This window comes from Priestia sp. RMT2NF4 (assembly GCF_047872835.1).
Classification (GTDB): domain Bacteria; phylum Bacillota; class Bacilli; order Bacillales; family Bacillaceae_H; genus Priestia; species Priestia zanthoxyli.
Genome location: NZ_JBLQZO010000005.1, coordinates 19,875 through 37,566 on the forward strand (window position 1 = coordinate 19,875; position 17,692 = coordinate 37,566).

Annotated in this window: 17 protein-coding genes and 4 tRNA genes; all 21 read left to right on the plus strand. The window is 37.9% G+C overall.

Annotated features, from left to right (window positions below):
• The first annotated feature begins 65 nt into the window (after positions 1-65).
• The 21 genes from ACMX9J_RS19575 (at position 66) to ACMX9J_RS19675 (ending at position 17,685) form a co-directional block, all read left to right on the plus strand.
• A complete protein-coding gene (locus ACMX9J_RS19575) occupies positions 66-1,079 on the plus strand; it encodes a membrane protein (RefSeq protein WP_033580877.1) in 1,014 nt (337 codons plus the stop codon).
• Between the two features lie 67 nt (positions 1,080-1,146).
• A complete protein-coding gene (locus tag ACMX9J_RS19580) occupies positions 1,147-2,040 on the plus strand; it encodes a mechanosensitive ion channel family protein (RefSeq protein WP_033580876.1) in 894 nt (297 codons plus the stop codon).
• A gap of 14 nt (positions 2,041-2,054) precedes the next feature.
• Positions 2,055-2,252, plus strand: a complete 198-nt coding sequence (locus ACMX9J_RS19585) for a DUF951 domain-containing protein (protein ID WP_013059917.1) — start codon at positions 2,055-2,057, stop codon at positions 2,250-2,252.
• 170 nt (positions 2,253-2,422) lie between these two features.
• Positions 2,423-3,523 carry a redox-regulated ATPase YchF gene (ychF, locus tag ACMX9J_RS19590; RefSeq protein WP_028411917.1) on the plus strand — a complete coding sequence of 367 codons (1,101 nt, stop codon included), beginning with the start codon at positions 2,423-2,425 and terminating at the stop codon, positions 3,521-3,523.
• 189 nt (positions 3,524-3,712) lie between these two features.
• Positions 3,713-4,000, plus strand: a complete 288-nt coding sequence (gene rpsF / locus ACMX9J_RS19595) for a 30S ribosomal protein S6 (protein ID WP_013059915.1) — start codon at positions 3,713-3,715, stop codon at positions 3,998-4,000.
• A 47-nt stretch (positions 4,001-4,047) separates the two neighbouring features.
• Complete coding sequence (gene ssb, locus ACMX9J_RS19600; RefSeq protein ID WP_013059914.1) at positions 4,048-4,548, plus strand: single-stranded DNA-binding protein; 501 nt, start codon at positions 4,048-4,050, stop codon at positions 4,546-4,548.
• A 66-nt stretch (positions 4,549-4,614) separates the two neighbouring features.
• Positions 4,615-4,854 (plus strand): 30S ribosomal protein S18, encoded by a 240-nt coding sequence (gene rpsR / locus ACMX9J_RS19605; protein WP_013059913.1) that lies wholly within the window; start codon positions 4,615-4,617, stop codon positions 4,852-4,854.
• A 138-nt stretch (positions 4,855-4,992) separates the two neighbouring features.
• The gene (locus tag ACMX9J_RS19610) at positions 4,993-5,937 is read left to right on the plus strand and encodes a YybS family protein (protein ID WP_033580875.1); all 945 of its coding nucleotides are present in this window, start codon (positions 4,993-4,995) and stop codon (positions 5,935-5,937) included.
• A gap of 36 nt (positions 5,938-5,973) precedes the next feature.
• Entirely contained in the window at positions 5,974-7,947 is a 1,974-nt protein-coding gene (locus tag ACMX9J_RS19615; protein WP_025752414.1) for a DHH family phosphoesterase, read from the plus strand.
• Complete coding sequence (gene rplI / locus ACMX9J_RS19620) at positions 7,944-8,393, plus strand: 50S ribosomal protein L9 (protein ID WP_013059910.1); 450 nt, start codon at positions 7,944-7,946, stop codon at positions 8,391-8,393. Before ACMX9J_RS19615 ends, rplI begins: the two co-directional genes overlap by 4 nt.
• Before the next feature lie 116 nt (positions 8,394-8,509).
• The gene (gene dnaB / locus ACMX9J_RS19625) at positions 8,510-9,874 is read left to right on the plus strand and encodes a replicative DNA helicase (protein WP_013059909.1); all 1,365 of its coding nucleotides are present in this window, start codon (positions 8,510-8,512) and stop codon (positions 9,872-9,874) included.
• Positions 9,875-10,061: 187 nt separating this feature from the next.
• Positions 10,062-11,348, plus strand: a complete 1,287-nt coding sequence (locus ACMX9J_RS19630) for an adenylosuccinate synthase (protein ID WP_013085553.1) — start codon at positions 10,062-10,064, stop codon at positions 11,346-11,348.
• Between the two features lie 168 nt (positions 11,349-11,516).
• Positions 11,517-11,589, plus strand: a tRNA-Lys gene (locus tag ACMX9J_RS19635).
• Between the two features lie 15 nt (positions 11,590-11,604).
• Positions 11,605-11,676, plus strand: a tRNA-Glu gene (locus ACMX9J_RS19640).
• 35 nt (positions 11,677-11,711) lie between these two features.
• Positions 11,712-11,787, plus strand: a tRNA-Asp gene (locus ACMX9J_RS19645).
• A 4-nt stretch (positions 11,788-11,791) separates the two neighbouring features.
• Positions 11,792-11,864, plus strand: a tRNA-Phe gene (locus ACMX9J_RS19650).
• A 262-nt stretch (positions 11,865-12,126) separates the two neighbouring features.
• The gene (gene yycF / locus ACMX9J_RS19655) at positions 12,127-12,834 is read left to right on the plus strand and encodes a response regulator YycF (RefSeq protein WP_013085552.1); all 708 of its coding nucleotides are present in this window, start codon (positions 12,127-12,129) and stop codon (positions 12,832-12,834) included.
• A 6-nt stretch (positions 12,835-12,840) separates the two neighbouring features.
• Positions 12,841-14,748 (plus strand): cell wall metabolism sensor histidine kinase WalK, encoded by a 1,908-nt coding sequence (walK, locus tag ACMX9J_RS19660; protein ID WP_033580358.1) that lies wholly within the window; start codon positions 12,841-12,843, stop codon positions 14,746-14,748.
• A complete protein-coding gene (locus ACMX9J_RS19665) occupies positions 14,739-16,106 on the plus strand; it encodes a YycH family regulatory protein (protein WP_028411920.1) in 1,368 nt (455 codons plus the stop codon). The genes walK and ACMX9J_RS19665 overlap by 10 nt, the downstream gene beginning before the upstream one ends.
• Positions 16,093-16,872, plus strand: a complete 780-nt coding sequence (locus tag ACMX9J_RS19670; RefSeq protein WP_033580359.1) for a two-component system regulatory protein YycI — start codon at positions 16,093-16,095, stop codon at positions 16,870-16,872. Before ACMX9J_RS19665 ends, ACMX9J_RS19670 begins: the two co-directional genes overlap by 14 nt.
• An 18-nt stretch (positions 16,873-16,890) precedes the next feature.
• Positions 16,891-17,685 (plus strand): MBL fold metallo-hydrolase, encoded by a 795-nt coding sequence (locus ACMX9J_RS19675; protein ID WP_014457688.1) that lies wholly within the window; start codon positions 16,891-16,893, stop codon positions 17,683-17,685.
• Positions 17,686-17,692 lie beyond the last annotated feature (7 nt).

Here is a 17,692-nt window from a genome sequence, read left to right on the forward strand (position 1 = left end):
ATAGTAACAGTATACGAAGATTTTGAAGATTCTATACATATATTTCATAGATTGGGGGAAAATCGATGTGGAGAGCAGGATGTAAATGGATATTCTTAATTATGGGAACCATGATAGGCGCTGGATATGCTTCTGGAAGAGAACTATGGCAGTTTTTTGGTGAAGAAAGCGGACTTGCTATTTTTCTATTTTCTATTATTTTTGCGATTTCTTGCAATGTGATTATGCAAATCAGCTATCGCTATCGAACCAATCAATTTTACCCAGTACTAATTGAATTAATAGGAAAGAAATGGGCTGCAGCCTACGACGTTTTAATCGTTTTTTATTTGTTTACGACGACGGTGATTATGATTGCAGGAGGCGGGGCGACATTGGAAATGTGGCATGTTCCTTACTGGTGGGGAATTGGTGCTCTTAGTGCGTTGATTGTCTTTGTTTTTTCAAGAGGATTAAGTGGACTGCTTTCTATCAATTCTTTCGTTATGCCAATCTTAATGATTGGACTAGCTGGCGTACTTCTTACATTTGTTTTACGTCATCCTGGAGTAACTAATTGGCATCTTCAGCATAATTGGCCTGCTGCTTTTACCTTTACGGCTTTGAATATTCTTCCTCTCGTCGCGGTATTATCTACAATTGGAAAGGAAATTAAAAGCAAAAAAGAGATTTATATTGCAAGTGTTGGCAGTGGTTTTTTATTAGGAGGTCTCTCCTTTATTTATAATGAATCACTTATTCAAGTTTCAGGGCTTCTTTCCTCTTATGAAATTCCATTATTCGCTATTCTTAAAGAGTTTCCTTATATGATGACGTTTTTAATGAGCATTGTTTTGCTTATCGCAATTTATACGACAGCCGTTTCGGGAATTTTAGGATTGACCGCTCGTTTTCATACTGAAAAGGTGCAATCTCTTTGGAAACTGGCAGCCTGCTGGCTACTTTTAATGATTCCCTTTACAAAGGTAGGGTTTTCTACTTTGATTGCCGTTTTGTATCCAATGTATGGAATCGTCAATTTATTTCTAGTAACAGCCGTTCTGTTGTATCCATTTCGAAATCGCTACAAAAGTTCGTAGAAACTTGCTACAATAGGTTAAAACTTTCTCATATGCAGATTATGTTACGTTAGGAGCTACATGTAGTATGAATTCGTTGAAGTCGGTTTTTAAGAACGTGTTTGAGCCATTTTTTCAAGAAGAAACGTGGGCACATATTGGAGAGGGATTTATAAAAATTCTGTTGATTCTACTTATTTCCATGTTTTTAATTCGAATTGGAAAGAAAGCGTTAAATAAATTCGTAGAGGTTCGCACAAATAGCCCTCTGCGTATTTCTGAGCGACGAGAAGCTACGATGGTCCGTTTGCTTCAAAATATTTTTTCTTATGCCATTTATTTCGTTGCGGGAGTTATGATTTTAGAAACGTTATCGGTAGATGTCCGTGGATTGCTAGCGGGGGCTGGAATCGTAGGGCTCGCGGTAGGGTTTGGTGCTCAAAACTTAGTGAAAGACATCATCACGGGGTTTTTTATTATCTTTGAAGATCAGTTCTCCGTTGGCGATTATGTTCGAGTAGGAACATTTGAGGGGACTGTGGAAGAAATTGGGTTGCGCACAACGAAGATTAAGAGTTGGACAGGCGAAATTAATATTTTACCCAATGGCAGTATTGTAGAGGTCACTAATTTTTCGTTACATAACAGCGTAGCTTTCGTTGATGTAAGCATTTCTTATGAAGAAAACATACAAAAAGCAGAACAAGTGATTTTAGACCTGTTAGAAGAATTGCCAAGTCGCTATGAAGATATGGTGAAAACGCCTGAACTGCTGGGGGTTCAAAATATCCATGCAACTGAAGTCACAATGAGGATTACAAGCGAAGTAAAACCAATGAGACATTTCCATATTTCTCGTATGATTCGTAAAGAAGTGCGTACAAGGCTAAATGAACATGGAATTGAAGTTCCATTTCCACGTATGGTTATGTATAATCGTACAGAAGAAGCACGGCATTCGTCGACGTTGAAAGGGACATAAGGAGGAGAGAGCTGATGACGGAAAAAGAATTTGGTTTAAATGACGTTGTGGAAATGAAAAAACCTCATCCTTGCGGTACAAATGAATGGAAAATCATTCGAATGGGAATGGATATCCGTATTAAATGTGAAGGCTGCGGCCATAGCGTAATGATTCCAAGACGTGATTTTGCACGTAAAATGAAAAAAATTCTTGTAAAGCATGAGGAATAACCTCATGCATTTTCTATGTTTATGCCTTATACTGTAAGGTGGGACAAAATGAGGCACCTTAACCCCATGCGGTTAAAGGTTCTTTATCAAACTTGTATTTCAAAAGTTGACTCACTATAATTGTGACAGGTTAACTTGTTTCGGATATATAAAGAGGAGTGAATAAATATATGGCTTTAACAGCTGGAATTGTTGGTCTTCCTAACGTTGGAAAATCAACATTATTTAATGCAATTACACAAGCGGGCGCAGAATCTGCGAACTACCCTTTCTGTACGATTGATCCTAACGTAGGTATCGTAGAAGTACCTGATCATCGTCTTCAAAAACTTACAGAGCTTGTAAAACCTAAAAAAACAATCCCAACAGCATTTGAATTCACAGATATCGCTGGAATCGTAAAAGGTGCTAGTAAAGGTGAAGGATTGGGAAATAAATTCTTATCTCATATTCGAGAAGTAGATGCGATTTGTCACGTTGTGCGTTGTTTTGAAGATGAAAACATCACGCACGTTTCAGGAAAAGTAGATCCTATCTCAGATATTGAAACAATTAATTTAGAGTTGATTTTAGCAGATTTAGAAACGGTAGAGAAACGTATTGGCCGTGTTCAAAAAATGGCTAAACAAAAAGACAAAGAAGCAATGTATGAATACGAAATTCTAGAGAAACTAAAGAATGCATTTGAAAGTGATCAGCCAGCTCGTGCTGTATCATTTACAGAAGAACAAATGAAATTAGTAAAACAATTTCACTTGCTAACGATTAAGCCTATTCTTTATGTAGCAAACGTTGCTGAAGATGAAGTAGCCGATGCATCTGCTAACGAATATGTAGCAAAAGTGCGTGAGTATGCGGCAAGCGAAGGTGCAGAAGTAATTGTTGTTTGCGCACGCATTGAATCTGAAATTGCTGAACTTGAAGGAGAAGAAAAAGCAATGTTCCTTGAAGAACTAGGCATTGAACAGTCAGGTCTAGATCAGCTTGTACGTGCAGCGTACGATTTACTTGGATTAGCTACGTACTTTACAGCTGGTGAGCAAGAAGTACGCGCGTGGACGTTTACACAAGGTATGAAAGCTCCTGAGTGTGCAGGTATTATTCATACAGATTTTGAACGTGGATTTATTCGTGCAGAAACGGTGTCATACGAGGATTTATTAGCTGCCAAAACAATGGGAGCAGCTCGTGAAGCTGGAAAAGTACGTTTAGAAGGAAAAGAATACATCGTAAAAGACGGAGACGTTATGCATTTCCGCTTTAACGTATAAGATTAAAAGCCGAAAGAAGATATCTTCTTTCGGCTTTTATCGTTGGCGAAAATATTAGCGTATATTTACGAAACAGCCCGCAATGCATATTGCTTTGCCTAGGGTAGTGTGCTATAATTTTAATTCGTGAGTAATATTTTATTGCTCCTTGCCCGTTTCGGGCCGTTAGACCAAAAGGAGGTGACAGTGATGAGAAAGTATGAAGTAATGTACATCATCCGTCCAAGCATTGATGACGAAGCAAAGAAAGCATTAGTTGAGCGCTTCAACGGCGTATTAACTGATAATGGTGCTGAAATCGCAAATGTTAAAGAATGGGGTAAACGTCGTTTAGCATACGAAATCAATGATTTCCGTGACGGTTACTACATGATTCTTGACGTGGCGGCTACTTCAGAAGCAGTTTCTGAATTTGATCGTCTTGCGAAAATCAACGAAGACATTATCCGTCATATCGTTGTTAAACAAGAAGCATAATTAAACGTTTAAATAAATGGGTTTTATTTCCTTAAGGAGTGGTTCTGATGATGAATCGCGTAATTCTCGTAGGACGCTTAACCAAAGATCCTGAATTACGTTATACCCCGAGTGGAGCAGCGGTTGCAACATTCACTTTAGCGGTAAACCGCACATTTACAAATCAGCAAGGTGAACGTGAAGCTGACTTCATCAACTGTGTTGTATGGCGTCGTCAGGCTGAAAATGCAGCCAATTTCCTTAAAAAAGGAAGTTTAGCTGGTGTTGATGGTCGACTACAATCTCGCAGTTACGAAGGACAAGACGGTCGTCGTGTATACGTAACGGAAGTTGTAGCGGAAAGTGTGCAATTTTTAGAGCCGAAAAGTGGCGGTGGGGATACGCAACGCAGTAACTTTGCTAACACTGGAGGATCTGGACAAGGCTCTCCATTTGGAGATAATCAGAACCGTAACTCAGGTAATCAAGGTTATACTCGCGTTGATGATGATCCATTTGCAAATAATGGCGAGACAATTGACATTTCTGATGACGATTTACCGTTTTAATTCGCAGTAGATTATCCGGAGTATAAAATTTTATAGAAACTTTTAAGCGGAAGGAGGCGTATCAAAATGGCAGGTGGACGTAAAGGTGGACGCAACAGACGTCGTAAAGTTTGTTTCTTCACAGCAAACGGCATCACTCACATCGATTACAAAGATGTAGATATGCTTAAAAAATTCGTTTCAGAGCGTGGTAAAATTTTACCTCGTCGTGTAACTGGAACAAGCGCTAAATACCAACGTAAATTAACGATCGCTATCAAACGCGCTCGTCAAATGGCATTATTACCATATGTTTCTGGTGAATAATGAACGGTATAAAAAGAGGCAGTAAGGATTCCCTTACTGCCTCTTTTTACATTACATAGGTGCTCTTTTGTCAAATAGTTGCTTCTTATGAACTGAATCGATAAAATAAATAATAGTCTATATCAACGAGGTGAAGTTGTGAAAGGAATTCGATATATTACAGAAGGAGCAGCTCTTTTAGCGCTGTTTGTAGCGCTGTTGCTTTTTTCACTATACATACCTGTTGTGGGAACCATTTTTCAACTAGCGCTAGCTGTTCCATTTATTGTGTATACCGTTCGTCATGGGTGGAAAAAGGCAATATTATTTTTAGTAGTAGGGTTGTTATTGACTTTGTTATTTGGAAATGTATTGACTCTTCCTTTTACACTTGTATTTGGTATTGGTGGATTAGCAATAGGAATGCTTTACCGACAAAAACAAAAAAGGTATACCATTTTACTAGGCGGCACGGTTGCATTTAGTTTAGGTTTACTTTTATTGTTCGTAGGAGCAAATGTCATTTTTAATGTTAATTTAATGGAGCAAATAAATAATGCTTTAGATCAATCGATTAATCAAAGTATTGAAATGATGAAAAGTTTAGGACAAGACGTTAAGGAATCTCAAATTGACCAAATGAGAGATGCATTTGATATGTTTAAAAATCTGCTGCCTCTATTAATTGTTATGGGTGGAGTTATTCTAGCCTTTTTCTCTCAGCTTATTGCTACGCCTATTCTTAAAAGAACAGGTTATGAGGTGCAAGCATTCCCGCCTTTTCGTGAATTTAAACTTCCTAAAAGTATTCTATGGTATTATTTGATTGCATTAATCTTATCCTTCCCATCTTTTAATATTGAACAAGGTACATTTATGTACGTAGCTATTATCAACATCGTGATGGGACTGCAAATGCTAGTCGTGTTACAAGGGATCTCTTTTATTTTCTATTTCTCACATCAAAAAGGGTATGCCAAAGCAATTCCAATTGTTGTAACAATTTTAGCATTAATTATTCCAATTATCCTTCAAATTGTGCGCATCTTAGGTATAATTGATTTAGGATTTAATTTAAGAAAACAATTAGACACAAAAAAGTAGATATTGTGGAACTTAAAAAAGTAGGAGCTGAAATGGATGCCTGTCTTTACAAAAAAGAACGTCATTCGCTATCCATTTTACTCATTGTATAGTATAGCCCTGATTTTAGTAGGTATCGTGACCTATCATAATTGGATCATAGGAATGATAGGCTTTATATTACTATTAGCCTGTCTTTTTCTATACATGAGAATGGAGCGAATGCTGTCCGATGAGTTTGAAACCTATATTTCAATGCTGTCTCATCGGTTGAAAAAAGTAGGCGAAGAGGCATTAATGGAAATGCCGATTGGGATTATGCTATTTAATGATGAATATCAAATTGAATGGACCAATCCTTTTCTAGCATCTTGTCTGGGTGAAGACACACTGGTGGGAAGATCATTATACGATGTGGCAGAGAGTATTATTCCACTGATCAAACAAGAAGTGGAAACAGAAGTTGTCACGTTGCATGATCGGAAATTCAAAGTGGTGATTAAACGAGACGAGCGCTTACTGTACTTCTTTGATATTACAGAGCAAATAGAAATCGAAAAATTGTATGAGGAAGAACGAACAAGTTTAGGCATTATCTTTTTAGATAATTATGATGAACTAACGCAAGGAATGGATGATCAAGTTAAAAGTAACTTGAATAGCCAAGTAACTTCTATGTTAAATAGTTGGGCTCAAGAATACGGTATTTTTATTAAACGTACGTCTTCTGAGAAATTTATTGCGATTATGAATGAACAAATCTTAATTCATTTAGAGCGAAGCAAATTTTCTATCTTAGACCAAGTTCGAGAAGAGACGTCTAAACAAAATATACCGCTTACATTGAGCATTGGTATCGGAGCTGGTGCTGCTGATTTACCTGAGCTGGGTGCTTTAGCTCAATCTAGCTTGGATTTGGCCTTAGGCCGAGGTGGAGATCAAGTAGCGATTAAACAGCCGAATGGAAAAGTGAAATTCTTTGGCGGCAAGACTAATCCAATGGAAAAACGGACGCGCGTGCGTGCCAGAGTTATTTCTCACGCGTTAAAAGAGCTCATTACAGAGAGTGGAAAAGTGATTATCATGGGTCATAAGTATCCGGATATGGATGCTGTAGGAGCTGCTATTGGGATATTAAAAGTAGCGCAAGTAAATCAGAAAGACGGTTTTATCGTATTAGATCCTGATCATATTGATACAGGTGTTCAGCGAATGCTAGAAGAGATTAAAAAGAAAGAAGGCCTGTGGGAACGATTTATTACGCCTGAAGAAGCCTTAAATCTTGTGAGTGATGATACTCTTTTAGTAGTAGTAGATACGCATAAGCCGTCGCTCGTTATTGAAGAAAGGTTATTAAATCGTATTGAAAATGTCGTGGTCATTGATCATCATAGACGAGGAGAAGACTTTATCGAAGACCCTCTTCTTGTCTATATGGAGCCATATGCTTCCTCGACAGCAGAACTCGTTACTGAGCTTCTTGAATACCAGCCAAAACGATTTAAAATTGATATGCTAGAAGCAACAGCACTTTTAGCCGGTATTATTGTCGATACAAAAAGCTTTACATTACGCACGGGATCTCGTACGTTTGATGCAGCGTCCTTTTTACGTTCTCAAGGCGCAGATACGGTTCTTGTTCAAAAGTTTTTAAAAGAAGATATTACGCAATATGTACAGCGAGCACGCTTTATTGAACATGCAGAGATTTATACAGCAGGTATTGCCATTTCACGCGCTGAACCGAACAAAATGTATGATCAAGTGTTAATCGCGCAAGCTGCAGATACGCTGCTTTCAATCAGCGGAGTGGTTGCTTCGTTTGTTATTTCTAAGCGACGGGATAATCTAATTGGCATTAGTGCTAGATCGCTTGGAGATATCAATGTACAAGTTATTATGGAAAGTCTCCAAGGCGGAGGCCACTTAACGAATGCTGCTACTCAGCTTCAAGACATTAGTTTGGATGAAGCTGAAGAAAGGCTTAAACAAGCAATTGATGAGTACTTAGATGGAGGTAAAAAATCATGAAAGTAATTTTCTTAAAAGATGTAAAAGGAAAAGGCAAAAAAGGTGAAGTGAAAAATGTTTCAGATGGTTATGCACATAACTTCTTATTAAAAAATGGTTATGCTGTTGAAGCTACGGGCGGTAATGTGAAAGTATTAGAAGCACAAAAAAATAGAGAGCAAAAAGATGCAGCTGCAGAACTTCAAGCAAACAAAGAGTTAAAAGCAACTCTTGAAGAACTGACAGTTGAATTAACAGCAAAATCTGGTGAAGGTGGCCGTTTATTCGGTTCTATCACAAGCAAACAAATTGCTGAAGAATTAAAGAAAAAACACAAAATTAAAGTAGATAAGCGTAAAATTGAATTAAATGATGCCATTCGCGCATTAGGCTACACAAATGTACCGGTTAAATTACATCCGGAAGTAACGGCTACTGTAAAGGTACACGTGACTGAACAAAAATAAACGTACGATTGAGAAATAAGTAAATAATATAAAGGGTTGGCGCGGACTTGTATTTGTTCGCGCCAACATTTATGATGAAAGAAAATACTGAAAGAATATAAGAGGGGCATAGAAATATGAGTGATCTTTTTGCTGATCGTCTTCCGCCTCAGAATATTGAAGCAGAGCAAGCGCTATTAGGGGCCATTTTCTTAGAGCCTTCTTCTTTAACCTTAGCATCTGAACTGCTGATACCTGAAGATTTTTACCGGGCATCGCACCAGAAAATCTTTACATGTATGCTGAAACTTTCTGACCAAGGTGAACCGGTTGATTTGGTAACGGTAACGTCTGAATTAGCTGATCAAAAAATCTTAGAAGAAGTTGGCGGCGTATCGTATTTAAGTGATTTAGCTAACTCTGTTCCAACGGCTGCAAACGTAGAGTATTACGGTAAAATCGTAGAAGAAAAGTCGATTTTACGCCGTCTAATTCGTACTGCAACGCATATTGCTTCAGAAGGATATGCAAGGGAAGACGAAGTGGAAGTTTTATTAAATGAAGCGGAAAAAAACATTTTAGAAGTAGCACAGCGTAAAAACAGCGGTGTGTTTCAAAATATCAAAGATGTACTTGTACAAACGTACGATGATATCGAAGTTCTTCACAATCGAAAAGGTGACATTACAGGTATCCCAACTGGGTTTAGTGATTTAGATAGAATGACAGCAGGGTTCCAACGAAATGATTTAATCATTGTAGCGGCCCGTCCATCGGTAGGTAAAACGGCTTTTGCCTTAAATATTGCGCAAAACGTTGCAACGAAAACGGATGAGAACGTAGCAATATTCAGTTTAGAGATGGGTGCTCAGCAGCTTGTTATGAGGATGCTGTGTGCCGAAGGAAATATTGATGCACAAAGGCTGCGTACAGGCTCGCTTACAGCCGATGACTGGGGAAAGCTCACGATGGCAATGGGATCTTTGTCCAATGCAGGGATTTATATTGATGATACACCGGGTATTCGAGTAGGTGAAATTCGTTCTAAGTGTCGTCGCTTGAAACAAGAAGGCGGACTTGGGATGATTTTAATTGACTACTTACAGCTTATTCAAGGTAATGGACGAAGCGGAGAAAACCGACAGCAGGAAGTATCTGAAATTTCGCGTGCGTTAAAAGCTTTAGCCCGTGAATTAGAAGTTCCTGTTATCGCCTTATCACAGCTTTCCCGTGGCGTAGAGCAGAGACAAGATAAGCGACCGATGATGTCTGATATTCGTGAATCCGGAAGTATTGAGCAGGATGCCGATATCGTAGCTTTCTTATATCGTGAAGACTATTATGAAAAAGACACAGAAAATCAAAATATTATCGAGATTATTATAGCCAAGCAGCGTAACGGTCCAGTTGGAACCGTACAGCTTGCCTTTGTAAAAGAATACAATAAATTCGTTAATCTCGAGCGGCGCTTTGATGACGCAGGAGTGCCGCCTGGTGCATAAAACCTCTCAATATGAGAGGTTTTATTTTATTGTTATCGCATTCGTTCCGCAAAATACGATATATTTGTAATAACTTTTGTTAAATCGTTCGGATTTAATTGACTTTAGTGTGATAAATTGATACACTTATCCATGGTTAAATTATGTCGTAGTGAGCTGTTGCTTACTAAGCGGAGGTGCTTAAGATATGTCTTCAGTCGTTGTAGTAGGAACACAATGGGGAGATGAAGGAAAAGGGAAGATTACAGACTTCCTATCAGAAAATGCAGAAGTGATTGCACGTTACCAAGGTGGGAACAATGCAGGTCACACAATTAAGTTTAATGGTGAAACTTATAAGTTACATTTAATTCCTTCAGGTATTTTTTATAATGACAAAACGTGTGTAATTGGAAACGGTATGGTTGTTGATCCAAAAGCACTTGTTCAAGAATTAAAATACTTACATGATCGCGGTGTAACAACAGAAAACTTACGTATTAGTAACCGAGCTCATGTGATTCTTCCATATCATTTAAAATTAGATGAAGTTGAAGAAGAACGTAAAGGTGAAAATAAGATTGGTACAACGAAAAAAGGTATTGGACCAGCTTATATGGATAAAGCAGCACGTGTTGGTATTCGAATTGCCGATTTACTAGACCGTGAAGTATTTGAAGCAAAATTAACACAAAACTTAGCTGAAAAGAATCGCCTTCTTGAAAAAATGTATGAAGTAGAAGGCTTTACATTAGAAGAAATTTTAGATGAGTACTATGAGTATGGTCAACAAGTTGCAAAATATGTTGTTGATACATCAGTAGTATTAAATGATGCGTTAGACGAAGGACGTCGTGTACTATTTGAAGGCGCACAAGGTGTTATGTTAGATATCGACCAAGGAACATATCCATTTGTTACATCTTCAAACCCAGTAGCGGGTGGAGTAACAATTGGTTCTGGTGTAGGTCCATCTAAAATCAAACACGTTGTAGGTGTATCAAAAGCCTATACAACTCGTGTTGGTGACGGTCCTTTCCCAACTGAATTAACAAACGAAATCGGTGATCAAATCCGTGAAGTAGGACGTGAATATGGTACAACAACTGGTCGTCCTCGCCGTGTAGGTTGGTTTGACAGTGTAGTTGTACGTCATGCTCGCCGCGTTAGCGGAATCACAGACTTATCTTTAAACTCAATTGATGTATTAACGGGAATTGAGACATTAAAGATTTGTGTAGCTTACCGTTATAAAGGGGAAGTTATGGAAGAATTCCCTGCTAGCTTAAAAACACTTGCAGAATGCGAACCTGTATATGAAGAGCTTCCAGGTTGGACAGAAGATATCACGGGTGTGAAAACATTAGATGAGTTACCTGATAACGCTCGCCACTACTTAGAGCGCGTGTCTCAATTAACAGGTATTCCTTTATCTATTTTCTCTGTAGGTCCAGATCGTACACAAACAAATGTATTACGTGGTGTATATAGCTAAATAAAAAGAGTTAGCTCTTCGTGAGCTAACCTTTTTTATTTATAATTGGTGCTTTTTTAACAAGACTTTTAAAAAAAGCTCAATAATAAAAAGAAAGTTTTAAAAAAACTATTGCATTTATATGAAATATCATGTTATTATAATAAGCGTCGCTAAGAGATATAACATGAGCCATTAGCTCAGTTGGTAGAGCATCTGACTTTTAATCAGAGGGTCGAAGGTTCGAGTCCTTCATGGCTCACTTTTGTTACAACGTGGCCCGTTGGTCAAGCGGTTAAGACACCGCCCTTTCACGGCGGTAACACGGGTTCGAATCCCGTACGGGTCATTTTTAATATTTTTAATACATAGCATATAGACTGAGGTCCCGTGGTGTAGCGGTTAACATGCCTGCCTGTCACGCAGGAGATCGCGGGTTCGATTCCCGTCGGGACCGCCATTTTGGCTCGGTAGCTCAGTTGGTAGAGCAAAGGACTGAAAATCCTTGTGTCGGCGGTTCGATTCCGTCCCGAGCCATCAAAAAGCATGACTTTATTTAAAGTCATGCTTTTTTCTTTTATTTACATTTAAAAGAAAACGTTATTTGCTTTGCATCTCTTTTATGGTAATATATTACTTTTGTATTTGGAGATGGTTGAAAATCATATATCTTCATGTATAGTAGAGGATGAACTTGTGACGTTTCAAGGGTTATCAAGTATAATAAAACTACGGTATTCAAACAGTATGAATACTATCTTTTATATTTTGCTTCAACTAATAAAGGAGAACGATGATCATGGATAAACGTATTTTAGTCGTAGATGACGAAAAGCCGATTGCAGATATTTTAAAGTTTAATTTGCAAAAAGAAGGTTACGAAGTATTTTGTGCTTATGATGGCGTAGAAGCACTTGAAAAAGTGGAAGAAGTACAGCCTGAAATGATTTTATTAGATATTATGCTTCCTCAGAAAGATGGAATGGAAGTTTGCCGAGAAGTGCGCAAAAAATATGATATGCCCATTATCATGTTAACAGCAAAAGACTCTGAAATTGACAAGGTTTTAGGTCTAGAATTAGGTGCAGATGATTATGTAACTAAGCCGTTCAGTACGCGTGAATTATTAGCACGTGTAAAAGCTAATTTACGTAGACATCAGCAGGTAGCTGTTCCAACAGAAGAAAGTGAAACGAATGAAATTACGATTGGAGCACTTGTTATTCATCCAGATGCTTATATTGTGTCTAAGCGCGGAGAAACGATTGAACTGACTCATCGTGAATTTGAGCTGCTGCATTATTTAGCGAAGCACATTGGACAAGTCATGACGCGTGAACACTTGCTTCAAACTGTATGGGGTTATGACTATTTTGGTGATGTGCGTACGGTAGATGTAACAGTTCGAAGATTACGTGAAAAAATTGAAGATAATCCAAGCCATCCAATGTGGATTGTAACAAGACGTGGAGTAGGCTATTATTTACGCAGCCCAGAGCAGGAGTAATTTTAGATGAAGAAAGTAAGGCTCCTGCAATCTATTCATTTAAAGTTTGTATTGATTTATGTGCTGCTCATTTTAATTGCGATGCAAATTATTGGGGTCTATTTTGCACGACAATTAGAAAAAGAATTAGTTAACAACTTTCGAACGTCTCTTCAAGAGCGGACAGACTTGCTGACGTATAACATTGGACAAGAAATGGTGAAAAATCGTGATGATGATTCACCGACTCTTGAGGAAGACTTAAAGACTATTTTAAGAGATTTTGCTTCAAGACCCAATTTAGCTTCAAATGATATGAATGACATTTCTGAAGTAAGAGTCATTGACCAAAATAGAAGAATCATTGCTACATCGAACTCAAATCCTCAACAGATCATAGGTAAAAAGACTAATGATTTAGCGATTACAAATGCGTTGTTAGCAGGAACGAACTCTGATAATGTATTTGTTGATCAAAGCGGGCAGCGAATCAGAGTTATGATACAGCCTATCCGTTTACAGGATAAAGTAGGTGCCAGTCAATCAAGTTCAACTAATAAAAATGGAAAAGTTCAGTCTAGCGAAGAAATCTTAGGCGCTATTTACTTAACAGCTTCCATGGAGCCTGTTTACGATCAAATGAGTAATATCAATCAGATCTTTAAGGCAGGTACGGTGATTGCTCTTTTTATCACAGCTATTTTAGGCGTGTTTTTAGCTCAGACCATTACTCGTCCAATGTCTGAAATGAGAAAACAAGCACTTGAGATGGCCAAAGGGAATTTTACGAGAAAAGCTAAGGTGTACGGGTATGATGAAATTGGTCAGCTAGCTCTCACATTCAACAACTTAACAAGAAAGCTTCAAGAAGCACAGGCAACGACAGAAGGGGAGCGCCGTAAGCTTAGTTCGGTATTAGCTCATATGACGGACGGCGTTATTGCGACGGATCGAAAGGGAAGAGTAATTTTAATTAATGATCCAGCCGCAGCTATGCTAAATGTTTCACGTGAAACGGTTTTGTCTGATCCAGTTGTTTCCCTATTAGATCTTGAAGAAACGCATACGTTTGAAAGCTTGCTTGCCAATCAAGAGTCATTAATTTTGGACTTTAGTACAAAATCGGATCCCTTTATTTTACGAGCTACCATTTCCGCTATTCAAAAAGAGACCGGTTTTATCAACGGGATTATCATTGTCTTGCATGACATTACAGAGCAGGAGAAAATTGATCAAGATCGCCGAGAATTTGTAGCGAATGTTTCACATGAATTGCGTACGCCGTTAACAACGATGCGCAGTTATTTAGATGCGCTTGCAGACGGTGCTTGGCAAGATAAGGACTTAGCTCCAACATTTTTAAATGTAACGCAAACGGAGACAGAGCGAATGATTCGTCTCGTTAACGACTTGCTTCAATTATCTAAGCTAGATAGCCAAGACTACCGATTTAGTCGTGACCCAATCAATTTTGTGAAGTTTTATCATTACATCATTGATCGCTTTGAAATGACAATTGAACAAGGTATTTCGTTCGTGCGCGACTTGCCAAATGAAGCAATCTATGTCGCTATTGATCAAGATAAAATTACACAAGTATTAGATAACATTATTTCCAATGCAATAAAATATTCACCTGAAGGCGGAACCATTACATTTTCAATTGCTCAGCATACGCATGAAATTGTTGTGAGCATTAAAGACCAAGGTATGGGAATTCCAAAATCAAATTTAGCTAAAATTTTCGAACGCTTCTATCGTGTAGATAAAGCACGAACGCGTAAATTAGGCGGAACAGGATTAGGGCTTGCTATTGCCAAGGAAATTATTGAAGCACATGATGGACGCATTTGGGCAGATAGTCAGGAAGGAAAAGGAACAACGATTTACTTTACTCTTCCGATTGAAAGTGAGAATGATGACGAATGGGAATGAGATATGAACATATCAAAACGGCCATCTTAGTTGTTCTCGTCGCTTCCAGTTTAATTATGACGTATCATATATGGACGTATCAGCCTTCTTATAAGGTCATTTCAAAAAATCAACATTTGCAAGAAGTTGAAGTTAGTTCAAAAAGTAAAATAGAAGATCATATTCTTCCAACAGAAGTTCTCTATCATCGAAACGATAATCACTACATGTCTCACGATGAAGATGATGTAAACAAATGGGTAAATGAAATGAAAAAGTGGAAATTTTCGAATGTGACGGACGTTTCGGATGCTATTTCTCCTGATGGATTTTTAAATTATGTCCATGGAAGTAATTCTATTGAAGTGCTGTATCCAGACGCACTACCTTTGAAAACATTTCAACAGCTTTTTTCATTTTCTCAAACGTCTTTGCCTAATCAAACATTTGACCGTGTACTCATTAAAATTAAGCGTACACCTTCCTTTTTCGTGAGCGTGTATCTTGTGAATTATGAGCAAAAAAAGATTTATTCGGTTACAGTCAAGAATTTGGCCAAAGATGATATCAAAGAATTAGAAGATAAAATGAAGCGTACGTATGCCCCGAGCCTTGTATATAAAGAAAACAAAAATCGGTATATCTTCCTTCCGGAAAATAATATTACGATGAATAGTGAAGTCTACTATACGAGCATGAGGCATTTAGATATTGAAAAATATAAAGAAGCGCTTTTTAACAACCCAGACTATGCACGGAAAGAAACGTCTACAAACCGAGATGTCTACACTGAAGGTACAAAAGTGATCAATGTCAATACGAAGACAGATGTGATGGAATATGTGAATCTTGTAAATTCCACGACCGAGGTAATGGAAGATTATAATTTAATAAATCGCAGCTTTAGCTTCGTTAATGACCACGGCGGCTGGACAGAATCTAATTACAGGTTCAACAGCTGGAATCGCATTACAAAAGAAATTAGCTATCGTTATTATAAAGATAACTATCCAGTGTACAGCAATCAGGGAATGACTGAAATATATCAAAGATGGGGAAATGCGGAGATTTTAAATTACCGTCGTCCTCTTTATCGTTTTGTAAGAGTACAGGACTCGAGTGTAGAAAAGCTGCAGTCATCTCAAAAGGTGATTCAATTAATTGAAAAACATCAAAACTTTGACCCGAATCTGTTAAAAGATATTTCAATAGGCTATCAGCTAGAAGAAGTGTCACAGCAGCCGAAAACCGGCGAAAAGACGGTTGAGTTTAATTCTAATTCTGTCAAACTCGTTCCTTCTTGGTTCTATTATTATAATAGCAAATGGTATCGAATTGCACCGCCGACCGAAGGAGGCGATAACGATGGATTGGAATAGAACAAAAACCATCTTTATTTTCACTTTCTTGATTCTTAATATTTACTTAGGCTATCAGATTTTTAAAACTCATCAAGAAGATCAGTACTCTCTATTTGTGGAGTCGAGCGTGGAAGAACAATTAACGAGTGAAGGCATTGAATATAAACATTTACCTGTAGATGTGAAAGAAGCTTCTTCGTTAAATGCTAAAAGTAAGCTGTTTAAAGAAGAAGACTTAAAAAAGCTGAAAGAGCAAAAAGCAACGCTGCTTGAGGAAAAAACAATTCGAAGCGTATTGGACAAACCTTTTTCAGTGCCTGAAAAAAATACAAAAGCAAAGCTAAGTCAATTTTTGAAACGATATGTGCTCTCCGGTGAAGATTATGAGCTATGGAACGTTAATAAAGAGAAAAAAACAGTTACATTCTTTCAACAATATAAAAAGCACAAAATCTATGACAATGAAAATGGCATGATCATTGCTCATTTAAATGACAAAGGTGAAATTGTTTCATATGAACAAACGATGCTAGGTTCCGTGAAAACGTTGGATGATGAGCAGGATGTTTTGTCTCCTTTAAAAGCATTGGAAAATTTGTTTTTGAAGGATGAATTGAAAAAGAAAGATTCTGTAACAAACGTAGAGTTTGGATACTATACGTTTGATCTGCCGTTATTAAATTCTCAAGTTTTAGCACCAACTTGGCACATTGTTGTAAATGGAGATACAAGTTATTTTGTAAATGCCTTTGAAGGACAGATCATTAAAAAAGGAAATAAATAAGTATTTGGAGTGAGATAAATGAGCCTGCATTTCAGCGTGCTAGCGAGTGGGAGCACAGGAAATGCGATTTTAGTAAGTGATGGAGAACATTCCTTACTAGTTGATGCAGGGCTGAGCGGAAAACAAATGGAAGCTCTCTTTCAACAAGTAAATCGCAATATCCCGGATTTATCAGGAATTTTAGTGACTCACGAACATAGTGACCATATTAAAGGACTAGGTGTTCTGGCACGTAAATATAAGCTCCCTATTTTCGCAAATGAAAAAACGTGGAACGCAATGGACGGCTTGATCGGCAACATTGATACGGAACAGAAGTTTCACTTTGAAATTGGCCAAACGAAATCGTTTGGTCAATTGGAAGTGGAGTCTTTTGGCGTTTCGCATGATGCTGCAGAGCCTATGTTTTATGTCTTTCATCAAGGGTCTAAAAAATTGACCCTTATTACGGATACCGGCTATGTAAGTGACCGCATGAAAGGTACAATTAAAAATAGTGATATGTACGTATTTGAAAGCAATCATGATGTTGAAATGCTGAGAATGGGGCGCTACCCTTGGAGCATTAAAAGACGAATTCTAAGCGACGTGGGACATGTATCAAATGAAGACGCGGCGCTTGCAATGGCAGATGTGATCGGAGATCAAACCAAACGCATTTACTTGGCGCATTTGAGTCAAGACAATAACATGAAGGAAATTGCCCGCATGTCGGTTGCGCAAGTGTTACAACAAAAAGACATCAATGTAGAGGACAATATTCTTCTATGTGATACTGATCCAAAAAGACCGACTGATATTGTTTATGTATAGTCTCTAG

What these genes read in the sequence shown, in the direction of transcription:
- ACMX9J_RS19575 (WP_033580877.1), top strand. Translation starts at nt 66, where the DNA reads ATGTGGAGAGCAGGATGTAAATGGATATTCTTAATTATGGGAACCATG.
- ACMX9J_RS19580 (WP_033580876.1), top strand. Translation starts at nt 1,147, where the DNA reads ATGAATTCGTTGAAGTCGGTTTTTAAGAACGTGTTTGAGCCATTTTTT.
- ACMX9J_RS19585 (WP_013059917.1), top strand. Translation starts at nt 2,055, where the DNA reads ATGACGGAAAAAGAATTTGGTTTAAATGACGTTGTGGAAATGAAAAAA.
- ychF (WP_028411917.1), top strand. Translation starts at nt 2,423, where the DNA reads ATGGCTTTAACAGCTGGAATTGTTGGTCTTCCTAACGTTGGAAAATCA.
- rpsF (WP_013059915.1), top strand. Translation starts at nt 3,713, where the DNA reads ATGAGAAAGTATGAAGTAATGTACATCATCCGTCCAAGCATTGATGAC.
- ssb (WP_013059914.1), top strand. Translation starts at nt 4,048, where the DNA reads ATGATGAATCGCGTAATTCTCGTAGGACGCTTAACCAAAGATCCTGAA.
- rpsR (WP_013059913.1), top strand. Translation starts at nt 4,615, where the DNA reads ATGGCAGGTGGACGTAAAGGTGGACGCAACAGACGTCGTAAAGTTTGT.
- ACMX9J_RS19615 (WP_025752414.1), top strand. Translation starts at nt 5,974, where the DNA reads ATGCCTGTCTTTACAAAAAAGAACGTCATTCGCTATCCATTTTACTCA.
- rplI (WP_013059910.1), top strand. Translation starts at nt 7,944, where the DNA reads ATGAAAGTAATTTTCTTAAAAGATGTAAAAGGAAAAGGCAAAAAAGGT.
- dnaB (WP_013059909.1), top strand. Translation starts at nt 8,510, where the DNA reads ATGAGTGATCTTTTTGCTGATCGTCTTCCGCCTCAGAATATTGAAGCA.
- ACMX9J_RS19630 (WP_013085553.1), top strand. Translation starts at nt 10,062, where the DNA reads ATGTCTTCAGTCGTTGTAGTAGGAACACAATGGGGAGATGAAGGAAAA.
- yycF (WP_013085552.1), top strand. Translation starts at nt 12,127, where the DNA reads ATGGATAAACGTATTTTAGTCGTAGATGACGAAAAGCCGATTGCAGAT.
- walK (WP_033580358.1), top strand. Translation starts at nt 12,841, where the DNA reads ATGAAGAAAGTAAGGCTCCTGCAATCTATTCATTTAAAGTTTGTATTG.
- ACMX9J_RS19665 (WP_028411920.1), top strand. Translation starts at nt 14,739, where the DNA reads ATGGGAATGAGATATGAACATATCAAAACGGCCATCTTAGTTGTTCTC.
- ACMX9J_RS19670 (WP_033580359.1), top strand. Translation starts at nt 16,093, where the DNA reads ATGGATTGGAATAGAACAAAAACCATCTTTATTTTCACTTTCTTGATT.
- ACMX9J_RS19675 (WP_014457688.1), top strand. Translation starts at nt 16,891, where the DNA reads ATGAGCCTGCATTTCAGCGTGCTAGCGAGTGGGAGCACAGGAAATGCG.